Origin of the sequence: Kluyvera ascorbata ATCC 33433, from assembly GCF_000735365.1 — a bacterium.
GTDB lineage: Bacteria > Pseudomonadota > Gammaproteobacteria > Enterobacterales > Enterobacteriaceae > Kluyvera > Kluyvera ascorbata.
In genome coordinates this window covers 37,560-61,202 of sequence record NZ_JMPL01000008.1, presented here as the reverse complement: position 1 = coordinate 61,202, position 23,643 = coordinate 37,560, and the positions used below count along the sequence as shown (strand labels likewise).

Below are 23,643 nucleotides of genomic sequence, written 5' to 3'. Positions count from 1 at the left end.
CGAGAGAGCACACGACTTTGTGCTGCGCCGTTCAGGTCACAAAATATCGCCATTTACAGTGGATTGAGGCGATACAAAAACTAAGGATGATGAAGCATGTCTGATCGTGTTGATAGAGACGTGATTAATGCGTTGATCGCAGGCCATTTTGCGGATCCCTTTTCCGTACTGGGTATGCACCAAACGGAAGCGGGACTGGAAGTCCGAGCATTGCTGCCCGACGCGACCGATGTTTGGGTGATTGAACCTAAAACAGGACGTAAAGTCGGTAAACTTGATTGCGTGGACTCACGTGGTTTCTTTTGTGGCGTACTGCCGCGTCGTAAAAATTTCTTCCGTTACCAGTTGGCAGTCGTCTGGCATGGCCAACAGAACCTCATTGACGATCCTTACCGCTTTGGCCCGCTGCTTCCAGAAATGGACGCATGGTTGCTGTCTGAAGGTACCCACTTACGCCCCTATGAAAAGCTGGGCGCGCATGCGGATACCGTGGATGGCGTTACCGGTACGCGCTTTGCCGTTTGGGCGCCTAACGCCCGCCGCGTGTCGGTAGTCGGTCAATTCAACTACTGGGACGGTCGCCGTCACCCGATGCGCCTGCGTCAGGAGACGGGGATTTGGGAGCTGTTCATTCCGGGAGCGCACAACGGTCAGCTCTATAAATTCGAGATGATCGATGCCCGCGGCGCGCTGCGGATTAAAGCCGACCCCTATGCGTTCGAAGCCCAAATGCGTCCGGAAACGGCCTCGCTGATTTGTGGCTTACCACCAAAGGTTGAACAGAGCGAAGCACGCAAAAAGGCTAACCAGCTTGATGCCCCTATCTCTATCTATGAGGTGCATCTGGGCTCCTGGCGTCGTCATACCGACAACAACTACTGGCTGAGCTATCGCGAACTGGCAGAACAGCTGGTGCCGTACGCCAAATGGATGGGCTTCACCCACCTGGAGCTGCTGCCGGTAAACGAGCACCCGTTTGACGGAAGCTGGGGCTACCAGCCAACCGGGCTTTATGCCCCAACCCGCCGTTTCGGTACCCGCGAAGATTTCCGCTACTTTATCAATGCCGCACACGCTGCGGGCCTGAACGTAATCCTCGACTGGGTGCCAGGTCACTTTCCGTCTGATGATTTCGCGCTGGCCGAGTTTGACGGCACCAACCTGTATGAGCATGGCGACCCGCGCGAAGGCTATCATCAGGACTGGAATACCCTTATCTACAACTATGGCCGCCGCGAAGTGACCAACTTCCTGGTGGGCAACGCCCTGTACTGGGTGGAACGCTTCGGCATTGATGCGCTGCGCGTCGATGCGGTGGCATCAATGATTTACCGCGACTACAGTCGTAAAGAGGGCGAATGGATCCCGAACGAGTTCGGCGGTCGTGAAAACCTCGAAGCGATTGAGTTCCTGCGTCAGACCAACCGCGTGTTGGGTGAGCAGGTTCCCGGCGCGGTGAGCATGGCGGAAGAGTCGACCGACTTTGCGGGCGTATCGCGTCCGTCTGATATGGGCGGACTGGGCTTCTGGTTTAAGTGGAACCTGGGTTGGATGCACGACACCCTGGACTACATGAAGCTCGACCCGGTTCACCGCCAGTACCATCACGACAAAATGACCTTCGGCATGCTCTACAACTACACGGAAAACTTCGTGTTGCCGTTGTCGCATGACGAAGTGGTTCACGGTAAGAAATCTATCCTGGACCGTATGCCGGGCGACGCGTGGCAGAAATTTGCCAACCTGCGCGCCTACTACGGCTGGATGTTCGCCTTCCCGGGCAAAAAGCTGCTGTTTATGGGCGATGAGTTTGCTCAGGGCCGCGAATGGAACTTTGATGGCAGCCTCGACTGGCATCTGCTGGAAGGCGACGACAACTGGCATAACGGGGTACAGCGCCTGGTGCGTGACCTCAACCATACTTATCGTCACCACAAAGCGATGCACGAGCTGGACTTTGACCCGTACGGCTTCGAGTGGCTGGTGGTCGATGACCACGCCCGCTCGGTGTTTGCCTTTGTCCGTCGTGACAAAGCGGGCAATGAAGTGATTGTGGTCAGCAACTTTACGCCGGTACCGCGTCAGGATTACCGCTTCGGCATTAATCAGCCGGGCCGCTGGCGCGAAGTGCTCAACACCGACTCCGCCCACTATCACGGCAGCAATGCCGGGAACGGCGGGCTGGTGCAGAGCGATGCGATTGAAAGCCATGGCCGTGCGCAGTCGCTGAGTTTGACGCTGCCGCCGCTGTCGACCATCTGGTTAGTTCGGGAAGGGGATTAAACATGAGCCAACTCGCCGCAGGGAAGCCCGCGCCGCTCGGCGCAAGCTATGACGGTGAAGGCGTAAACTTTACGCTCTTCTCGGCACATGCGGAGCGGGTAGAACTGTGCGTGTTTGACGCGCAGGGCACGGAGACACGCTATGATTTACCCGCACGCAGCGGTGACGTCTGGCATGGCTATATGCCCCATGCGCGTCCTGGCTTACGTTACGGCTATCGGGTGCACGGCCCGTGGAACCCCCAGCAGGGGCACCGGTTTAACCCGGCGAAGCTGCTGCTGGACCCATGCTGCTTCAGCGCCAAGGGTGAACCGGATGACTCCCTGCATTTTCACGGCGGTTACGACGAACCGGACGACCACGATACCGCGGCGATTGCGCCGAAATCGGTCGTCGTCGACCTGACCTACGACTGGCAAGACGATACTGCCCCACGCACCGCGTGGGGCAAAACGGTCCTCTACGAAGCGCACGTCAAAGGGCTGACTTACCGTCACCCCGGGCTGCCGGAACCGATTCGCGGCACCTACAAAGCGCTTGGTCACCCGGTGATGATTGCCTACCTCAAGCGCCTTGGCATTACCGCGCTGGAGCTGATGCCGGTGGCGCATTTCGGCAACGAGCAGCGGCTGCAACGCATGGGGCTGAGAAACTATTGGGGTTACAACCCACTGGCGATGTTTGCGCTGTCGCCGCGTTACGCCAGCGCGCCTGAGCATGCGCTGGATGAGTTTCGCGATGCGGTAAAAGCGCTGCACAAAGCCGGTATTGAAGTGATCCTTGATGTGGTGTTGAACCACAGCGCCGAGCTGGATCTGCATTGCCAGACCTTCTCTCTGCGGGGGATTGATAATCGTAGCTATTATTGGTTACGGGAAGACGGCGATTATCACAACTGGACGGGCTGCGGTAACACTCTGAATCTCAGTCACCCTGGCGTCGTGGAATACGCGCGTCAGTGCCTGCGTTTCTGGGTCGACGTCTGCCACGTTGACGGTTTTCGTTTTGATTTAGCGCCGGTGATGGGCCGTACGCCGGGCTATCGGCAGGATGCGCCGCTGTTCAACGCGCTTCATGACGACCCGGTGCTCTCCACGGTAAAGCTGATTGCCGAACCGTGGGACATCGGTGAAGGCGGCTATCAGGTAGGGAATTTCCCGCCGGCCTTCAGCGAATGGAACGACCATTTCCGGGATGCCATGCGTCGCTTCTGGCTTGAAGAGTCGCTGTCGCTGGGGGATTTTGCCCAGCGCTTCGCCGCTTCTAGCGACGTGTATGCGCATCAGGAGCGTCGCCCTCGCGCGACGATAAATCTGGTGACCGCCCACGATGGATTCACCCTGCGCGACTGTGTCAGCTTTAACGGCAAGCACAACGATGCTAACGGTGAAGAGAATCGTGACGGCACTAGCAATAACCATAGCAATAATCATGGTATCGAAGGATTGGAAGCAAACCTGGAAGTAATGGCACGTCGGCAAAAAAGCGTTCAGGCGCTGCTGACAACGCTGCTGTTATCGCAGGGAACGCCAATGTTGCTGGCCGGTGATGAACACGGTCACAGCCAGCAAGGTAACAACAATGCCTACTGTCAGGACAATACGTTGACCTGGCTCGATTGGGAAAACGCAGATGACGCGCTGACGGACTTTACCGCCGCCCTGATTCACCTGCGCCAGCAGATCCCCGCGTTGACGGACGACCGCTGGTGGCAGGAAGGAGATGGCAATGTCCAGTGGCTCAATCAGGATGCGCAACCGCTGTCTGCCGAGGAATGGCAGCACGGCGCGCGCCGGATGCAGATTCTGCTTTCCGATCGTTGGCTCATTACGCTCAATGCGACGCAAGACGCGACAAACTTAACGTTACCCAAGGGGGAATGGTGCGCCGTTCCTCCATTCACCGACGCTGGCACGTCGGTCGTCGTGGCTGTCTGGCATGGGCCCGCGCACGGAGTGTGCGTATTTCAAAGGTCATAGTCTCTGAATTACCCGGAACCCCGCGTTATCGCGCGAGGACACCTCATTACCCGGAAGGACGAGCAACAAAAGGAGTTAATCATGGTTAGGCTAGAAAAAAACGATCCCTTAATGCTGGCTCGCCAGTTACCTATTAAATCCGTCGCCCTGATTCTGGCAGGCGGACGCGGTACGCGACTCAAGGATCTGACCAACAAGCGGGCAAAACCCGCAGTACACTTTGGCGGCAAATTCCGCATTATCGACTTTGCTTTATCTAACTGTTTGAACTCCGGGATTCGCCGTATTGGCGTTATCACCCAATATCAGTCCCACACGCTGGTCCAGCACATCCAGCGCGGATGGTCCTTCTTCAGTGAACAGATGAACGAATTTGTGGATCTGCTGCCCGCTCAGCAGCGGATGCACGGTGAAAACTGGTATCGCGGTACCGCTGATGCGGTGACCCAGAACCTCGATATTATTCGCCGCTACAAGGCGGAGTATGTGGTTATCCTGGCCGGTGACCACATCTACAAACAAGACTACTCGCGCATGCTTATCGACCACGTCGAAAAAGGCGCGCGCTGCACCGTAGCGTGCATTCCGGTGCCCATTGAAGAGGCAACGGCGTTCGGCGTGATGGCGGTTGACGAAAACGACAAGATTATCGATTTCGTGGAAAAACCGGCGAACCCACCGGCCATGCCAAGCGACCCAACCAAGGCGCTGGCGAGCATGGGGATCTATGTCTTTGATGCTGATTACCTTTATGAGCTGCTGGAACGCGACGACGTTAACGAAAACTCCAGCCACGACTTTGGCAAAGATTTAATTCCGCTGATTACCAAAGCTGGCGCGGCTTATGCACATCCATTCCCGCTGTCCTGCGTACAATCTGACCCGCAAGCGGAACCGTACTGGCGCGATGTGGGTACGCTTGAAGCGTACTGGAAAGCGAACCTTGACCTGGCATCGGTGACGCCTGAGCTGGATATGTACGACCAGGACTGGCCTATTCGCACGCACATGGAGTCTCTGCCGCCGGCGAAGTTCGTCCAGGACCGCTCTGGTAGCCACGGTATGACCCTGAACTCACTGGTTTCCGGTGGCTGTATTATTTCCGGCTCCGTGGTGGTGCAGTCAGTGCTGTTCCCACGCGTGCGCGTGAATTCATTCTGTAACATTGATTCGGCAGTCTTACTGCCAGATGTCTGGGTTGGTCGTTCCTCACGCCTGCGTCGCTGCGTTATCGATAGGGCCTGTGTGATCCCAGAAGGGATGGTGATTGGTGAAGATGCGGAAGAGGATGCACGCCGCTTTTACCGCTCGGACGAAGGGATCGTGCTGGTGACGCGCGAGATGCTGCGTCAGCTTGGCTACAAACAGGAGCGATAATGCAGGTCTTACATGTTTGTTCTGAGATGTTCCCGTTATTAAAAACGGGCGGTCTGGCGGATGTGATTGGCGCGCTGCCGGCGGCACAGATTGCCGAAGGAACCGATGCACGCGTGCTGTTACCTGCATTCCCGGATATCCGTCGCGGTATCCCGGATGCCAAAGTGGTTAGCCGTCGCGATACCTTTGCCGGGCGCATGACGCTGCTGTTTGGACATTATAACGGCGTGGGCATCTACCTGATTGATGCGCCTCACCTCTACGATCGTCCGGGGAGTCCGTATCACGACACCAACCTGAACGCCTACGTGGATAACGTGAAGCGCTTTGCGCTGTTAGGCTGGGTCGGCAGTGAAATGGCCTGCGGTCTGGACCCGTTCTGGCGACCTGATGTTGTACACGCCCACGACTGGCATGCGGGCCTGGCTCCGGCCTATCTGGCGGCGCGCGGGCGTCCGGCGAAGTCGGTCTTTACCGTACACAATCTGGCCTATCAGGGGTTGTTCTACAGCCACCACATGGAAGAGATTCAGCTGCCAGGTGAGTTCTTCAACATGCATGGCCTCGAGTTCCACGGACAGATTTCGTTTCTGAAAGCGGGGCTTTACTACGCCGACCACATTACGGCGGTGAGCCCGACCTATGCGCGGGAAATTACCGAACCGCAGTTCGCCTACGGGATGGAAGGACTGCTGCGTCAGCGCCATCAGGAAGGGCGTCTGTCGGGGATCCTCAACGGCGTTGATGACAACGTCTGGAGTCCGGAAAAAGACCTGCTGCTACCGGCAAGCTACAGCCGCGACACGCTGGAGCGGAAAGCGGAAAACAAACGCCAGCTTCAGACGGCGATGGGGCTGAAGGTGGATGACTCCGCGCCGCTGTTTGCGGTGGTGAGTCGACTGACCAGCCAGAAAGGGCTGGATCTGGTGCTCGAAGCGCTGCCGGGCCTGCTTGAACAGGGCGGTCAGTTGGCGCTGCTTGGCGCGGGCGACCCGGTATTGCAGGAAGGTTTTCTCGCCGCCGCCGCGGAACATCCGGGGCAGGTGGGCGTACAGATTGGCTACCATGAAGCGTTCTCGCACCGCATTATCGGCGGCGCAGATGTGATTCTGGTGCCGAGCCGCTTTGAACCGTGTGGCTTAACGCAGCTTTATGGGTTGAAGTACGGCACGTTGCCGCTGGTTCGCCGTACCGGCGGCCTGGCCGACACCGTTGCGGATAGTTCGCTTGAGAACCTTGCCGATGGCATCGCCAGCGGCTTTGTGTTCGAAGACAGCAATGCCTGGTCGCTGCTCCGCGCTATCCGCCGTGCTTTCGTATTATGGTCTCGTCCGTCTCTCTGGCGCTACGTGCAGCGGCAGGCGATGAACATGGATTTTAGCTGGCAGGTTGCTGCGCACGCGTATCGTGAGCTTTATCAACGCCTGATCTAACTACGGGGATCTTAGTTATGAATGCACCTTTTTCGTATGCATCACCGACTCTCAGCGTTGAGGCACTGAAGCACTCTATTGCCTATAAGCTGATGTTTACCATCGGGAAAGATCCGGCTATCGCGAATAAACACGAATGGCTGAACGCCACGCTGTTTGCCGTGCGCGATCGCCTGGTTGAACGCTGGCTGCGCTCTAACCGCGCGCAGCTTTCCCAGGAAACTCGCCAGGTTTACTACCTGTCGATGGAGTTTTTGATTGGCCGCACGCTTTCCAATGCGCTGTTGTCGTTAGGTCTTTATGACGACGTGAAAAACGCGCTGGAAGGAATGGGGTTAGACCTGGAAGAACTGATCGACGAAGAGAATGACCCAGGGCTTGGCAACGGTGGCTTAGGTCGTCTGGCAGCCTGCTTCCTCGACTCGCTGGCAACCCTGGCGCTGCCGGGCCGCGGCTACGGCATTCGCTACGATTACGGCATGTTCAAACAGAACATCGTCGACGGTCGTCAGAAAGAGTCTCCGGACTACTGGCTGGAATACGGTAACCCGTGGGAGTTCCCGCGCCACAACACGCGCTATAAGGTTCGCTTCGGCGGCCGCGTGCAGATGGAAGGCAAAACCAGCCACTGGCTGGAAACAGAAGAGATTCTGGCGGTGGCTTACGACCAGATTATCCCGGGCTACGATACCGACGCGACCAACACGCTGCGTCTGTGGAACGCGCAGGCCAGTAGCGAAATCAACCTCGGTAAGTTTAACCAGGGCGACTATTTCGCGGCGGTGGAAGATAAAAACCACTCCGAGAACGTGTCCCGCGTGCTCTACCCGGATGACTCGACCTACTCTGGGCGCGAACTGCGTCTGCGTCAGGAGTACTTCCTGGTTTCGGCCACGGTGCAGGATATTTTAAGCCGCCACTACATGTTGCATAAAACCTATGACAACCTGGCGGATAAAATTGCCATTCACCTCAATGACACCCACCCGGTGTTGTCAATTCCTGAGCTGATGCGCCTGCTGATTGACGAACACAAGTTTAGCTGGGATGAGGCGTTCACCGTCACCTGTCAGGTCTTCTCGTACACCAACCACACGCTGATGAGCGAGGCGCTGGAAACCTGGCCGGTCGATATGCTCGGCAAGATTCTGCCGCGTCACCTGCAGATTATCTTCGAGATTAACGACTACTTCCTGAAAACGTTGCAGGAGCAGTACCCGAACGATACCGGGCTGCTGAGCCGCACGTCGATCATCGATGAGTCCAACGGCCGTCGCGTGCGTATGGCGTGGCTGGCGGTGGTGGTGAGTAAGAAAGTCAACGGCGTTTCTGAGCTGCACTCGAACCTGATGGTGCAGTCGCTGTTTGCTGACTTCGCCGCCATCTTCCCGATGCGCTTTACCAACGTGACCAACGGCGTGACGCCACGTCGCTGGCTGGCGCTGGCGAACCCGGCGCTCTCCGATGTGCTGGATGAAAATATCGGTCAGACCTGGCGTTCTGACCTGAGCCAGCTGCAAGAGTTAGAGCAGCATATCGACTATCCGAAAGTGAATCAGGCGGTGCATCACGCCAAGCTTGAGAACAAAAAGCGTCTCGCGGCCTTTATCGCCCAGAATCTCAACGTGGTGGTGAACCCGAACGCGCTGTTCGACGTGCAGATAAAGCGTATTCACGAGTACAAGCGTCAGTTGATGAACGTGCTGCATGTGATTACCCGCTACAACCGCATCAAGGCCGATCCGGATGCGAAGTGGGTACCGCGTGTGAACATCTTCGCGGGTAAAGCGGCTTCCGCGTACTACATGGCGAAGCACATTATCCACTTGATCAACGATGTGGCGAATGTGATCAACAACGATCCACAAATTGGCGACAAGCTGAAAGTGGTCTTTATCCCGAACTACAGCGTGAGCCTGGCGCAGATGATCATCCCGGCGGCGGATCTCTCCGAGCAGATCTCGCTGGCGGGCACCGAGGCATCCGGCACCAGTAACATGAAGTTCGCGCTCAACGGGGCGTTGACGATTGGTACGCTGGACGGGGCCAACGTTGAGATGCAGGAGCACGTTGGGGCGGATAACTTCTTTATCTTCGGTAACACCGCTGAAGAGGTGGAAGCGCTGCGTCGCAAAGGCTATAGCCCGCGCGACTACTACGAGCAGGATGAAGAGCTGCGTCAGGTTCTGACGCAAATCGGCACTGGCGTGTTCAGCCCGAGCGAGCCGGGCCGCTACCGTGACCTGGTGGATTCGCTGATTAACTTCGGTGACCACTACCAGGTGCTGGCGGACTATCGCAGCTATGTGGACTGCCAGGACAAGGTTGACGAGCTGTATCTGGAACCTGAAGAGTGGACCACCAAAGCGATGCTCAACATCGCCAACATGGGCTACTTCTCTTCTGACCGCACGATCCAGGAGTATGCGGAGAATATCTGGCACATTGAGCCGGTGAGACTGTAGTTTTTTATAGCGTCATAAAACGGAACCAGTTGGTTCCGTTTTTTTATGCTCGAAATATTAAAGAAGTGAGGATAGATTAGTTGTTTTAGCTTATATACTCAGTGTTTCTCAAGGTCGAATGGCCTGTTAATGAAGAAGGGCTGTATATCGATGATATACGGTTTATTACTGTAAAGATGGGAATCTGGGCGAGGAGCATAAACGCCCGCCTTATGGAGAAGTGAATGGCTACCATCCGTATCAACGGGGAAAATAGAACAACACAGCTCTCTGACTGGACTATGAACTATCATCCAGGCAGAAAACGCATTGAGCTGACCTGTCATTTTCATTCAGGCAAACAATATACATATCCGTTTAGCGTCTGTAGCATTGATCCCACAGTACGTGCCAACGGTACGCTGCTAATCCAAAAAAATAATCCTGGTATTCAGGCTATTGAGCATGCAGAGATAGTTGGTGATAAATACGCAATTATTTATTACGCAGATGATAAACCCTGTGAAGTGATGGCGGCTAAAGATGTACGGTTCTTATTAGCAACCGATTTAAAAAAAGGTTCCGTTTTCAGCTACTTCCGTCATGTTGCCGAACGACGAGTCGCGAATGCCAGCCACAGTCAGCGGCCTATTATTGAGAATATACTCCGACAGTTGGATAAAGTCGTGGCGCATCCTGACACGGTACTTGAAGCCTACGCTAACGGAAATAATGCAGCCCGGTGCAAGCCCGAAAATCTGGTTTTTCCCTTCGGCATGAATGAAAGTCAGCTCAACGCCGTTGAACAGGCATTTAGCTCTCAAATATCAGTGATAGAAGGACCGCCAGGGACCGGAAAAACTCAGACTATCCTGAATATTCTCGCCAATATTTTATTAAACAACGGCAGTGTCGCTGTAGTTTCTAATAACAATACGGCAGTAACAAACGTCTACGAAAAACTGGAAAAGGTTGGATTGGATTATGTCGTTGCCCGTTTAGGTAGTGCTGATAATAGGGACGCATTTTTTGCTTCCCAGCCAGTGGTACCTCAACATGTGCCAATTGTTGTTCCCGATATCAGCGCTATAACTCAGCAGCTTAAGCAGATAAAAAGTACCTTGCGAGCGCAAAATGACATAGCACAGCGACGTGCTGAGATTGATGAGTTGTGTATTGAAGAAAAATATCTCAATCAGTGGTTACATAACCAAGGCATCCATTCTTTACCGAATGTTGAAAACTATCGAATTTTAAATAATAAAATAACTGATGCGATGGTTTATGTGCAGTCACTGCCACCGGGAAATATTCGCTGGCGTGATCGTTTTAAGCTGTTTTTTAAATTTGGTATTTTAAATTCACGTCCGTTGGAAAATACAGAAAAGAGACAATTTTTCTTCTTTGCTTTACAACGTTATTATTATATCACCCGCTTGCGTCAGGCTCGTAAATCACTGGCTGAAAGCGAGAGTATTCTGGAAGCGGCTAACGCTTTAGCCTTACAAAAAAAATTCACTCAGGATTCGATGGACTTTTTACGTGAGCATCTACGGCAATCGATAGTTACAAATACGCAATTTAGTACTGATAACTACCAGAAAGAATTCGATGCCTTTTTGCAACGTTATCCGATAATTGGTAGCAGCACACATTCGATTATTAACTCACTGTCTGCAGGTACATTACTGGATTATGTCATTATCGATGAAGCATCCCAGCAGGATATTGTGCCTGGCATTCTGGCACTTGCTTGTGCCAGAAATGTGATTGTTGTGGGTGATCGTAAACAGCTGCCTCATGTTCCGGATAAGCACTCCGGCCCAGCTCCTTCCGCACACTACGATTGTGTCGAAAAAAGTTTACTGGATTCAATGTTTTCTCTTTATGGCGATGCGCTGCCGGTAACACTTTTGAAGGAGCACTATCGTTGCCATCCTAAAATTATCCAATTCTGTAATAAGCAATTCTATGATAATGAACTTATTGCGATGACCAGAGATAACGGAGAATCAGCACTATCGTTAGTGGTAACGGCCAGAGGTAATCATGAACGACGCAATAGTAATTTGCGCGAGCTGGAGTCATTAAACGTAGTAAGCTGGGATGATGCAGGCAGCCGTGGCTTCATTGCCCCCTATAATGCGCAGGTAGTGCTTTCTGGCCGCGCACTTGATCCGGCGTTCATTAGCGCGACAGTGCATAAATTCCAGGGACGAGAATGCGAAGAGATTGTCTTTTCCACGGTGCTTGATAAGAAAGCCAATGAAAGGGCGATTAATTTTGTTGATGATCCCCAGTTAATTAACGTTGCGGTTTCACGTGCGCAAAAACACTTTACGCTGGTGACGGGGAATAACGTTTTCACTGTTAATAATCAGCATATTGCTGCGCTTATTCGCTATATGACCTACTACGCGGATAATGAACAAATACACCATAGCCCAGTGGTTAGCGCTTTTGACCTGCTGTATCAAGAATATGATCATTCACTGGAGAAGTTGAAAGCTAGGCTCAATGTAAAGGATTCCCGCTTTCGTTCTGAGCAAATTGCGGCTCAGTTGATCCGTGATGCTCTCCAACAACCGGCTTATCATTCTCTTACCGTGCATTCCCAGATTCTACTCCGGCAACTGATTACCTGCGTGGACGATCGCTTTACTGCTCGTCAGCAGGAATTTATGGCGCAGGGAGCGAGCTGTGATTTCGTTTTCTATTACAAGGTGGGTAAACAACCTGTAGCAGTTATTGAGATAGATGGTGGGACACATGAACATTCAGAGCAGCGTGAACGTGATGCACTCAAAGAAAGCATACTGCAAACCTGCGGCATTGGATTGTTGCGTTTACGCACCATCGATAGCCAAATTGAAGATAAAATAGCCGTATTTTTACTCAATATGATGTTGCAGGAACGCAATGAGGGCTATGTTGAATAAATGCTAGTGTTCCGATTTGCTGGGAACTCTAAAGCCTGGGCCATGAACCAAGTACGGGTTCGTAGCCCAGGGAAGATTCACGACGCCAACGACATTTCAGGCTTTCCCAGCGTTTTCACCAACCATTCGCTAATACGCGACTGCTGCTCGGCGTTGAGCCACATCCCCTGTTTGGTCCGACGCCAGATAGCATCGTCCAGACGGCGGACCCACTCGTGTTCGACCAGGTAGCGCAGTTCGGCTTCATAAAACTCATGGCCGAAATCTTCACCCAGCCCGGCAATATCCTTCGCCTCGCCAATAATCAGCTCACTGTTGCTGCCGTAGGTACGGGCAAAGTGGCGGGCCAGCGATTCGGTAATGAATGGATAGCGACGGCGCAGCTTCGCCGCGTAGTCATCGCGGTCATTGCCAATCTCACCGCCCGGTAGCACCGCGCCTTTGGTCCACGCTGGGCCAATACCGCTGTAGTACGGTGCCAGTTTCTCCAGCGCGTGCTCGGCGAGCTTACGATAGGTGGTGAGCTTACCGCCAAAGACCGACAGCAGTGGGGCTTTACCGTGGTCGTCGTGAATGTCCAGCGTGTAATCGCGGGTGATGGCCTGTGGCGAATCGGACTCGTCATCGCACAGCGGGCGCACGCCGGAGTAAGTCCAGACGATATCTTCACGGGCGAGCTGCTTTTTAAAGTGGCCGTTGTAGACCTTCAGCAGATAGTTAATTTCGCTCTCGTCGATCTCAACGTTTTTCGGATCGCCGTGGTACTCCACGTCGGTGGTGCCGATGATCGAGAACTCATCCATCCACGGGATCACGAAGACAATACGCTTATCTTCGTTTTGTAAAATATAGGCCTGCTTCTGGCTATGCACGCGCGGTACCACGATATGGCTGCCTTTAATCAGGCGAATGCCGTACGGCGATGGCAGGTGCATGCCGTCGTCAAAGAACTGTTTCACCCATGGACCGGTGGCGTTCACCAGGCCGCGAGCCTGCCAGCGGAATTTTTCACCGCTGTCGATATCTTCCGCTTCGACGACCCACAGGCCGTTTTCACGTTTTGCCGAGATGGCACGGGTGCGGGTACGGACTTCACCGCCTTTCTTAACCACCATCTGCGCGTTGGCGAGCACCAGGCGCGCATCGTCGACCCAGCAGTCGGAATATTCGAAACCGCGCACGATCTCCGGCTTCAGTACGGATTCTGCGCCAAAACGCAAACCGGTAGAGGCCGGCAGACTGGTTCGTTTGCCCAGATGATCGTACATAAACAGGCCGGTGCGAATCATCCACGCCGGGCGCAGGTGCGGGCGATGCGGCAGGCGGAAACGCATCGGGATAGCGATATGCGGGGCCATTTTCAGCAGCACTTCACGCTCGGCCAGCGCTTCGCTTACCAGGCGGAATTCGTAGTGTTCAAGGTAGCGCAGACCGCCGTGGATCAGTTTTGAGCTCGCGCTGGAGGTGGCGCAGGCCAGGTCTCTGGCTTCCAGCATCAGTACGGATAACCCGCGTCCTGCTGCATCTGCCGCAATGCCTGCACCGTTAATGCCGCCACCTATCACAATCAGATCTTTGGTTTCCATTATTGCTACCTCTGAGACTTTCGTTATAGCTCATTAATGTTCGTTATCGCTCATAATAGCAAGTAAACGCGCTTTTGGTAACATAGAAAAAACATTTTAGAGTGATGTGCATAACATATTGGCGTTTACGTACCGTGAAGACGTACACTTGGCGGTAAAATGTCGTCAGCAAGACACCTGCCATAACGATAAGAGAGCACCATGGATCAGTTTGAATGTATTAACGTAGAACAGGCGCACCAGAAGCTTCAGCAGAATAATGCGGTGCTGGTGGATATTCGCGACCCGCAGAGCTTTGCCATGGGTCATACCCCAGGCGCATTCCATCTGACCAACGACACGCTTGGCGCGTTTATGCGCGATAACGATTTCGAAACCCCGGTGATGGTGATGTGCTATCACGGCAACAGCAGTAAAGGCGCGGCGCAGTACCTGCTACAACAAGGCTACGACCAGGTTTACAGTGTCGACGGTGGCTTTGATGCCTGGCATCGCCACTTCCCAGCTGAAGTGGTACACGCCGGTTTCCAGGACTGAACTCGTTTTTCCCTTCCAGATGCCGTCTCCCGTTGGGCGGCCTTTGCACGCCGCTGCAACGCATCCGTAAGGGTTTGGGTATATACTGTCCCCTTTTGTGTGGAATAGAAGCGACCTGCTGATGTTGATGATCACCTCTTTTACCAACCCTCGTGTTGCCCAGGCTTTTGTTGACTATATGGCAACACAGGGCGTTATTCTGACTATCCAGCAGCATGCGCGAAGCGATGTCTGGCTTTCCGATGAATCGCAGGAAACGCGCGTACGCGAAGAGCTGGAACGTTTTCTGGCGAATCCGGCCGACCCGCGTTATCTGGCGGCAAGCTGGCAATCCGGGCAGACCAACAGTGGCCTGCACTACCGTCGTTTCCCTTTCCTGGCCGCGCTAAAGGCCGGTGCTGGTCCGGTGACGATGACCATCATGGCCGCCTGCATTCTGGTGTTTATCCTGATGAGCGTGCTGGGCGATCAGGCGGTGATGATCTGGCTTGCCTGGCCGTACGATGATTCGCTGAAATTTGAGCTCTGGCGCTACTTTACCCACGCGTTAATGCATTTCTCATTCGTCCATATCCTCTTCAACCTGCTATGGTGGTGGTACCTCGGCGGTGCGGTTGAAAAGCGCATTGGCAGCGGCAAACTGGTGGTGATTACCGTGATAAGCGCGTTGCTGAGCGGCTTTATTCAGCACCAGTTCAGTGGCCCGTGGTTTGGTGGCCTTTCCGGTGTGGTGTATGCCTTAATGGGCTATGCCTGGCTGCGCGGCGAGCGTGACCCGCAGAGCGGTATTTTCCTGCCGCGCGGGCTGATTATGTTTTCACTCATCTGGCTGGTTGCCGGATGGTTTAACGTTTTTGGGATGTCCATTGCGAACGGCGCGCACGTCACCGGGCTGGTGATTGGCCTGGCTATGGCCTTCGTCGATACGATTAATGTGCGCAAGCGAGCATAATTTTCCAGGGATTCATCATGAAACAAACACAACGTCATGACGCGATAATCGAGCTGGTAAAACTTCAGGGGTACGTGAGTACCGAAGAGCTGGTGGAGCATTTTTCCGTAAGCCCACAGACCATTCGTCGTGATTTGAATGACCTTGCGGATCAGAAAAAGATCCTGCGTCACCACGGTGGTGCGGCGCTGCCGTCCAGCTCGGTGAACGCCTCCTGGCATGACCGTAAGGCGACCCTGGCGTTAGAAAAAGAGCGTATTGCCCAGAAGGTGGCAAGCCAGATCCCGAACGGCTCCGCGCTGTTTATCGATATCGGCACCACGCCGGAAGCGGTGGCTCATGCGCTGCTTAATCACAGCGATCTGCGTATTGTGACCAACAACCTGAACGTGGCCAACACGCTGATGGTGAAAGAAGATTTCCGCATTATCCTGGCTGGCGGCGAACTGCGCAGCCGGGACGGTGGGATCATCGGGGAAGCGACGCTCGACTTTATCTCCCAGTTCCGCCTGGATTTTGGCATTCTGGGGATAAGCGGTATCGACAGCGACGGTTCGCTGCTGGAGTTTGACTACCACGAGGTGCGTACCAAGCGCGCGATTATCGACAACTCCCGCCACGTGATTCTGGTCGTCGACCATTCGAAATTTGGTCGTAACGCGATGGTGAACATGGGCAGCATCAGTCTGGTGGACGCCGTCTTTACCGACGTTTTGCCACCGCCGGGCGTGATGCAGGTAATTGCGGAAAATGATGTGCAGCTAGAGCTATGCTGAATCTTGTAGCCCGGCGTCACGACGTGATGCCGGGCTACATTTTAAGACATCTGCTGCTGGAATTTACCTTCGCTGAGATCGGCCACGATATGGTTCATGCGGTCTTCCGTCAGGCGGTAGTAGCGGATAGAGATAGCGGTAATCAGATAGAAGATGGCCGGTAGTACCGTAAACAGGATTAATACCCCGCGGATGGCTTCCGCTGATTGTTGCTCAACCCCCGCCTGATACCCATAGAACGCCAGGCCCCAGCCGGTTAACGCACCGCCGATGGCGACACCCAGTTTGATAATAAAGATATTTGCTGCCACGTTCATGCCGGTAATACGACGCTGGGTTTTCCATTCACCGTAGTTATTTGCATCGGTAATCATGGACCACTGCAGCGGAGCGTTAATGCCCTGAAGAATATTAAGGACGACGTGGACGATAAACGCGGGCATCCAGTATTCTGTTGGCAGTACAAGGAACAGCAAACCAAATAACGCGCTGAGGATATTAACCCACACCGAGGCGCGGATTTTACACATCCACGAGCCAATATATTTTGCCATCAGGCTGCCAACGACGGCGGCAATAGTGGTGGCTAGCATAAAAATGGAAATAACGCTGCTGCCTTGTTGCAAAATATATTGTACGAAATAAACCAGCAGGCTACCGCGAACCACGACGCCACAGAGCATTGCCAGGTTATATACCGACAGCACGCACCACTGATCGTTTTTCATCAGAATGCGCACATCGCGCAAAATGTTCAGGTTCTCCTCTTTCACCGGCGTAATACGTTCGCGGGTGGTCATAAAGCAGATCAGGAACATGATGCAGCCGATAACGCCGAAAATCCCCATCGCCCACTGCATACCGGTCGCTCTGTCGCCGGGAGCAATCAGGTCTGCCAGCGGTAGGATTAGCGCGGTACCCATTGCGCCGCCAATTGGTGCGACGGCAAAGCGCCAGGATTGCAGGGAGAGGTTTTCTCGTGGGTCTGCGGTAATAGCCGCGCCCAGCGAGCAGTATGGAATATTAATTGCCGTATACATAAGGGTCATAAATATATAGGCAATAACGGCGTAGACAATTTTCCCGGTTTGTTCGAAGTTTGGCGTGGAATATACCAGTACGCAGCTAACGGCAAACGGAACGCAAATAATCAGCAACCATGGGCGGAAACGGCCCCAGCGGCTTTTGGTCTGGTCAGCAATTGCGCCCATAATCGGGTCGGTAATGGCGTCCAATACCCTGACAACTAAAAATAATGTCCCCATTACCGCCGGGGGTAATCCATAGATATTCGTATAGAAATAAGCAAGAATGGCAACGGAAGAGTCGAATACGATATGGCTGGCGGCATCGCCCAGGCCAAATCCAAACTTCTCTTTGTTACTGATTTTTTCGGTTAATGCCGACATAGGGTCACCTTTTATTATTACGTGCCAACATACGACACTATTTATAAAAGGTGGCCTTCAGCCTGAGTATTCTAATTTTTCACTTTGGGCTTATGTTAATTCTCTAATGTGACGCAGCTATCTCTTTGCTATTTTATGTAAGCCACGTCTTATCGGGGCTACAACGTATGTAGGCCCGATAAGTACCGCACCATCAGGCACAAATTACACGCCGTAGCCCATCATCTTCAGCAAGTTCTGCGCGTGCAGTACCGCGTCCTGACGGTGCGCCACGCCGAGCTTCTGATAGAGATTGCGGATATGCGTTTTGATGGTGGTTGCCGCCACATCCAGCTCGCCGGCAATCTGCTCGTTGCTGTAGCCCGAGTAGATAAGCCCCAGAACCTGCCACTCACGCTGGGTGAGCGGGCTGGTGCGGATAAGCTCCGGCACTTCCGGATGATTCAGCAGGCGTTCGACGAAGCTTTCATCGAAGTGGGCAAACTTGTGACGGTGGTGCTGGTTAATCTCACGCAGAATGCGCTGGGCGCGGTGCTGGTCGAGCTCCGGCAGCGTATTGAGCTGAATTAGCTGACGTAGCTGCTGCGCCATCGCTTCACCTTCAATCACGAAGTGACTGATAAACCCGGTGCGGTTAGCAAGCTGCAACGCTTCCAGCAGTACGCGCTGGGCTTCATTCTTGTTACCCGCCTGCCAGTGCAGCTGGTTGAGCAGCAGCAGGTTGCGGTTGAGATCGCTCATTAAGCGCAGCGCGCGCGCGTTTTCGTTTAACTCTTCCAGCACCATCTCGGCGGAGTCGAACTCGCCAAGCAGGATCTGCGCACGGGCGATGTTACGCCACTGGCCCTGCAGGAAGTGGTTATTGGCAAACTCCGGCTTTGGCGTATGGCGCAGCCAGTTAGCCGCCGCTTTTTTGTCGCCAACCATCTGCCAGTAAATGACCCGTACTTTATCGGCGTTGGAGACCCAATCGCTGTGGTACGCGCCGTTACCGAGCAGGTTTTCAAGGCGGTTCAGGTGATTGCGGGCATTATCCAGGTCGCCGCGCGCCAGCGAGCACTGTACCTGTAGCGTCAGACACTGGAGCTGCTGCTGCGGCTGGAAGCCGCTCAACACTTCGATACCGGTTCGTGCAGCGGTTTCGGCTTCATCGAGACGCGCCCAGGCCCACAGCAGCTGCGCGCGGATGCGCAGCAGGAATTCATGCATCGGTAGCTGTTCAAGATGCTGCTCGTGGATCAGCTGGAAGCCTTTTTCCTGACACTCCCAGGCAGCCTGCAGGAAGCCCTGAGCAAACAGGATTTCGCTTTGCTGGATAAGGCTCCACAGCGCGTAATGCCAGATATCATGGCGGCGCGCCATCTGTTCGGTTTGCTGCATCACGGCAATAGACTGGCTCAGCAGACCTTTGCAATGCAGCACCTCACCGTGTACCGAGGTGGCAACGATGCGGCTATAAAAGTTCGCCAGCGGCAGCTCTTCGAGCGCGACCGTAGACAGGCGTTCCGCTTCGTCCTGGTCACCGTCGTTAATCGCCACCTGGGCGCGCAGGGCGTTGAAATCGCCGTGCAGGGAGGAGTCCATTTCAAAGGTCATCTCCTGCTCGGCGCGGGCCAGCAGGGTGTTGACTTCGCTGTAGCGGTGCTGGCTCTGCATCAGCCAGGCTTGCAGCAGCACCAGGCGCGGGTTCTCCAGCAGGCTTTCCCACGGCAGAGCCGAGAGTGACTCTTCCAGTAGAGCCAGTTCGCTATGGTGGAACAGGCCCCAGGCGTGGTTGAGCAGAATATCGCGCAGCATGGTTGGGTCGCCCGCCGCCAGCGCGTGATGAATGGCCTCGCTTGGGAAGCCTTGCGCCATCCAGCTTTCCGCCGCCGCGCGGTGAATGTCCGGCAGCTCGGCGGCCAGTTCCCACTGGCAGCGTTGGCGCAGGAAACTACAAAACAGCGGGTGGTAGTTGAACCACTCGCCGGAATTATCCATGCGCTGCACAAACAGCCCCTGACGCTCAATTTCTTCCAGACGCATCTGACCATTCTCTTCACCGGTTACCCGGGCGATCAGCGAGTCGTTCATTGAACGTAGCAGCGAGCTTTTCAGCAGGAAGTTGCGGGTCTCTGGATCAACGTTATCCAGCACTTCATCCACCAGATAATCGGACAGATGGCTGGCGTTAATGCCTGCCAGACGACGCGCGGAGTGCTGCGTGGCGTTGTTACGCTGACGTGCGGAGAGCGCAATCAGCTGAAGCGCGGTGGCCCAGCCGGCAACGTCATCGCACAGACGGCTGCTTTCTGCGGCCTCAATCGGCGCAGCTAAGCGGCAGTCGAAGAACTGTTTGGTTTCTGCATGAGTAAACGACAGCTGTTGGCTGCCAATTTCCAGCAGTTGGTCACGCACGCGAAGGTTGGCAATACCCAACTGCGGCAGGTTACGTGACAGCACCACCAGCGTCAGATTTTCTGGCTGATGACGCAGGAAAAAGCGCATCGCGTCGTGGATGACAGGGTTCGTTATCAGGTGATAGTCATCAATGACCAGGTATAGCGGTCGCTGCCATTCGCTTAATTCAATGAATAGCTGAGAGAATAGGGAGCTCAGGCTGGCGTACTGGCGCTTTTGCACCATATTTTCGCTGGCCTCGCAGTGTCCTCCAGTTGCCTGCTGGATAGCGGCAATGAGGTAACTGGCAAAACGTTCCTGCTGGTTATCGCCTTCATCGAGAGAATACCAGCCCAGGTCGCTCATCCCTGCTGCCCATTGTGAAATAAGCGTTGTCTTTCCATAGCCAGCCGGACTGGTAATCAGCGCCAGACGATAATTGTTCGCGCCGGAAAGTTTCGCCAACAGCCTGTCGCGAATCACGGTGTGATCGAGACGGACGGGTCGACTGAGTTTTGACGGAATCAACATAGCTAATCACTTCACTGTGAGGATTGGAAAACGAGATTTTTTTTGCGCTTCGTAATTAATCCATACAAAGGTCGGTCAAATGACTATGTATTGCAAGTTATGTCCTGTTTTGATGTCTTCTAATTTGCTATATGTCACAATTTTTTCTATTTAATGCCATCTTCGTAGAATGCCGCTCAGGGTGCGTAAACCTTGGCTTACATAACCTGTTGTAGTTACGAGTGAAATAATATTTGAGGAAGAACTCAAATAAATGGCGTTAAAAAAAATTCAGTTCACGTAAATTTCCGTAGAAATAATACGTATTAATTTGTTGCTTATTTAGTGACGAAATCATTTCCTTATTTACATATTTATCGCAAAACGCCATTTCATTTTATGACCCGGCCCGAAGATATCTTTGATGCGATCCGCGACACTGACCTCCTGAACAAGGATGCTCCTTGCTGTATGAAAGTTGAGCGAAATTACCGCCAACGGCTAACGTTATAGTGGCGGTGATCACACTTTTCGCTCATCCCTGCGACTCCTCCCTGTCTAATCCTGGACGGGATGAGGAAGTCCCTCATTCAGCCAGGCACACTAACGCCAATGTCTATGTAAAAGGATTCGAATTCGCTATGTCACAGCCTACTTTCAATCACGATTCATTCCAGGCTGCCCTGACGCGTCAGTGGCAGCGATTTGGCTTGCAGGCCGCCACCGAGATGACGTCCCACCAGTGGTGGCAGGCTGTGAGCGGTGCGCTGGCAGAACAGCTCTCCGCGCAGCCGGTAGCGAAGCCGGAGAAAGGTCAGCGCCACGTGAACTACATTTCAATGGAGTTCCTGATTGGCCGCCTGACCGGCAACAACCTGCTTAACCTCGGCTGGTACGAAGGAGTGAGCGACGCGCTGAAAGCCTACAACATCAACCTGACCGATCTGCTGGAAGAAGAGACTGACCCGGCGCTAGGCAACGGTGGTCTGGGCCGTCTGGCCGCCTGCTTCCTTGACTCGATGGCGACCGTGGGCCAGTCGGCGACTGGCTATGGTCTGAATTATCAATATGGCCTGTTCCGTCAGTCCTTCGACGACGGTCATCAGATGGAAGCGCCGGATGACTGGCAGCGCGGCAGCTACCCGTGGTTCCGTCATAACGCCGCGCTGGACGTGCAGGTGGGCATTGGCGGTAAAGTTGTCAAAGGGGAATGGCAGCCGGCGTTCACCATTACCGGTGAAGCCTGGGATCTGCCGGTGCTGGGTTACCGTAACGGCGTAGCGCAGCCGCTGCGTCTGTGGCAGGCCAAGCACGCGCATCCATTTAACCTGACCAAATTCAATGACGGTGATTTCCTGCGCGCTGAGCAGCAGGGTATCGACGCCGAAAAGCTGACCAAAGTGCTGTACCCGAACGACAACCACACCGCGGGTAAAAAGCTGCGCCTGATGCAGCAGTACTTCCAGTGCGCCTGCTCCGTGGCTGACATTCTGCGCCGTCACCATCTGGCGGGCCGTAAGCTGCATGAACTGGCTGATTTTGAAGTGATCCAGCTTAATGATACGCACCCAACCATCGCCATTCCTGAACTGCTGCGCGTGCTGATTGATGAGCACCAGATGAGCTGGGACGATGCGTGGGCGATTACCAGCAAAACCTTCGCCTACACCAACCACACCCTGATGCCAGAAGCGCTGGAGTGCTGGGATGAGAAACTGGTGAAAGCGCTGCTGCCGCGTCACATGCAGATTATCAAAGAAATTAACGACCGCTTTAAGAAGCTGGTTGATGCCACCTGGCCGGGCGATGAAGCCGTCTGGGCGAAACTTGCCGTGGTGCACAACAAGCAGGTGCGCATGGCGAACATGTGCGTGGTGAGCGGTTTTGCGGTTAACGGTGTCGCAGCGCTGCACTCTGACCTGGTAGTGAAAGACCTGTTCCCGGAGTATCACCAGCTTTGGCCGAACCGTTTCCACAACGTGACCAACGGCATCACGCCGCGTCGCTGGATCAAACAGTGCAACCCGGCGCTTGCCGCGCTGCTGGATAAATCGCTGAAAAAAGAGTGGGCGAACGATCTCGATCAGCTGATCAATCTGGAAAAATATGCGGACGATGCGAAGTTCCGTAAGCAGTACCGCGACATCAAGCTGGCGAACAAAGAGCGCCTGGTGAAGTTTGTTAAGGCACGCACCGGTATTGAGATCTCCAGCAACGCGATTTTTGATATTCAAATCAAACGCCTGCACGAGTACAAACGTCAGCATCTGAACCTGCTGCACATTCTGGCGCTGTACAAAGAAATCCGTGAAAACCCAGAGGCCGACCGCGTACCGCGCGTGTTCCTGTTCGGGGCGAAGGCGGCACCGGGCTACTATCTGGCGAAGAACATTATCTTTGCTATCAACAAAGTGGCCGAAGCCGTCAACAACGACCCGAAAGTGGGCGATAAGCTGAAAGTGGTCTTCCTGCCGGATTACTGTGTGTCCGCGGCGGAGATGCTGATTCCGGCGGCGGATGTCTCTGAGCAGATCTCCACGGCGGGTAAAGAAGCTTCCGGTACCGGCAACATGAAGCTGGCGCTCAACGGCGCGCTGACCGTCGGTACGCTGGACGGTGCGAACGTGGAAATCGCCGAGCAGGTCGGTTCTGAGAACATCTTTATCTTCGGCCATACCGTCGAGCAGGTGAAAGAACTTAAAACCAAAGGCTACGATCCGCTGAAATGGCGTAAAGCCGACAAGCTGCTGGACGCGGTGCTCAAAGAGCTGGAAAGCGGCAAATACAGCGACGGCGACAAACACGCTTTCGACCAGATGCTGCACAGCATTGGCAAGCAGGGCGGTGACCCGTACCTGGTGATGGCGGACTTTGCGGCTTATGTTGAAGCGCAGAAGCAGGTTGATGTGCTCTACCGCGATCAGGACGCGTGGACCCGTGCGGCAATCCTGAACACCGCTCGCTGTGGCATGTTCAGCTCTGACCGTTCTATCCGCGATTATCAGAAACGCATCTGGCAGGCAAAACGCTAAGGACAGG

13 protein-coding genes are annotated in these 23,643 nt (G+C 54.2%); 10 read left to right on the top strand and 3 right to left on the bottom strand.

Annotated features, from left to right (window positions below):
• Positions 1-96: 96 nt before the first annotated feature.
• The 6 genes from glgB (at position 97) to GKAS_RS04020 (ending at position 12,455) form a co-directional block, all read left to right on the top strand.
• Positions 97-2,283: a 1,4-alpha-glucan branching enzyme gene (gene glgB / locus GKAS_RS04045; RefSeq protein ID WP_035892149.1), complete on the top strand. Its 2,187-nt coding sequence runs from the start codon at positions 97-99 to the stop codon at positions 2,281-2,283.
• A 2-nt stretch (positions 2,284-2,285) separates the two neighbouring features.
• Positions 2,286-4,262 (top strand): glycogen debranching protein GlgX, encoded by a 1,977-nt coding sequence (gene glgX, locus GKAS_RS04040; RefSeq protein ID WP_035892147.1) that lies wholly within the window; start codon positions 2,286-2,288, stop codon positions 4,260-4,262.
• A gap of 81 nt (positions 4,263-4,343) precedes the next feature.
• Positions 4,344-5,639: a glucose-1-phosphate adenylyltransferase gene (gene glgC / locus GKAS_RS04035; protein ID WP_035892146.1), complete on the top strand. Its 1,296-nt coding sequence runs from the start codon at positions 4,344-4,346 to the stop codon at positions 5,637-5,639.
• The gene (glgA, locus tag GKAS_RS04030; protein ID WP_035892145.1) at positions 5,639-7,072 is read left to right on the top strand and encodes a glycogen synthase GlgA; all 1,434 of its coding nucleotides are present in this window, start codon (positions 5,639-5,641) and stop codon (positions 7,070-7,072) included. Before glgC ends, glgA begins: the two co-directional genes overlap by 1 nt.
• Positions 7,073-7,089: 17 nt before the next feature.
• Entirely contained in the window at positions 7,090-9,537 is a 2,448-nt protein-coding gene (gene glgP / locus GKAS_RS04025) for a glycogen phosphorylase (RefSeq protein WP_035892143.1), read from the top strand.
• 224 nt (positions 9,538-9,761) lie between these two features.
• Positions 9,762-12,455: an AAA domain-containing protein gene (locus GKAS_RS04020; protein WP_035892142.1), complete on the top strand. Its 2,694-nt coding sequence runs from the start codon at positions 9,762-9,764 to the stop codon at positions 12,453-12,455.
• A 77-nt stretch (positions 12,456-12,532) separates the two neighbouring features.
• Here GKAS_RS04020 and glpD read toward each other — a convergent pair whose 3' ends face one another.
• Positions 12,533-14,041, bottom strand: coding sequence for a glycerol-3-phosphate dehydrogenase (glpD, locus tag GKAS_RS04015; protein WP_035892141.1), 1,509 nt, complete (start codon positions 14,039-14,041; stop codon positions 12,533-12,535).
• A gap of 201 nt (positions 14,042-14,242) precedes the next feature.
• Between glpD and glpE the strand changes: the two genes are divergently transcribed.
• From glpE to GKAS_RS04000, 3 genes are all read left to right on the top strand, one after another.
• Entirely contained in the window at positions 14,243-14,578 is a 336-nt protein-coding gene (gene glpE / locus GKAS_RS04010) for a thiosulfate sulfurtransferase GlpE (protein WP_035892140.1), read from the top strand.
• Between the two features lie 121 nt (positions 14,579-14,699).
• Positions 14,700-15,530, top strand: a complete 831-nt coding sequence (gene glpG / locus GKAS_RS04005) for a rhomboid family intramembrane serine protease GlpG (RefSeq protein ID WP_035892139.1) — start codon at positions 14,700-14,702, stop codon at positions 15,528-15,530.
• Between the two features lie 17 nt (positions 15,531-15,547).
• Positions 15,548-16,306 (top strand): DeoR/GlpR family transcriptional regulator, encoded by a 759-nt coding sequence (locus GKAS_RS04000; protein WP_035892137.1) that lies wholly within the window; start codon positions 15,548-15,550, stop codon positions 16,304-16,306.
• 41 nt (positions 16,307-16,347) lie between these two features.
• On the opposite strand, the gene GKAS_RS03995 is transcribed toward GKAS_RS04000, so the two are convergent.
• Together GKAS_RS03995 and malT are read right to left on the bottom strand one after the other, a co-directional pair.
• Complete coding sequence (locus GKAS_RS03995) at positions 16,348-17,715, bottom strand: glycoside-pentoside-hexuronide (GPH):cation symporter (RefSeq protein WP_035892136.1); 1,368 nt, start codon at positions 17,713-17,715, stop codon at positions 16,348-16,350.
• A gap of 204 nt (positions 17,716-17,919) precedes the next feature.
• Positions 17,920-20,625, bottom strand: a complete 2,706-nt coding sequence (malT, locus tag GKAS_RS03990) for an HTH-type transcriptional regulator MalT (protein ID WP_035892135.1) — start codon at positions 20,623-20,625, stop codon at positions 17,920-17,922.
• Between the two features lie 620 nt (positions 20,626-21,245).
• Between malT and malP the strand changes: the two genes are divergently transcribed.
• The gene (malP, locus tag GKAS_RS03985; RefSeq protein WP_035892133.1) at positions 21,246-23,636 is read left to right on the top strand and encodes a maltodextrin phosphorylase; all 2,391 of its coding nucleotides are present in this window, start codon (positions 21,246-21,248) and stop codon (positions 23,634-23,636) included.
• Positions 23,637-23,643: the final 7 nt, after the last annotated feature.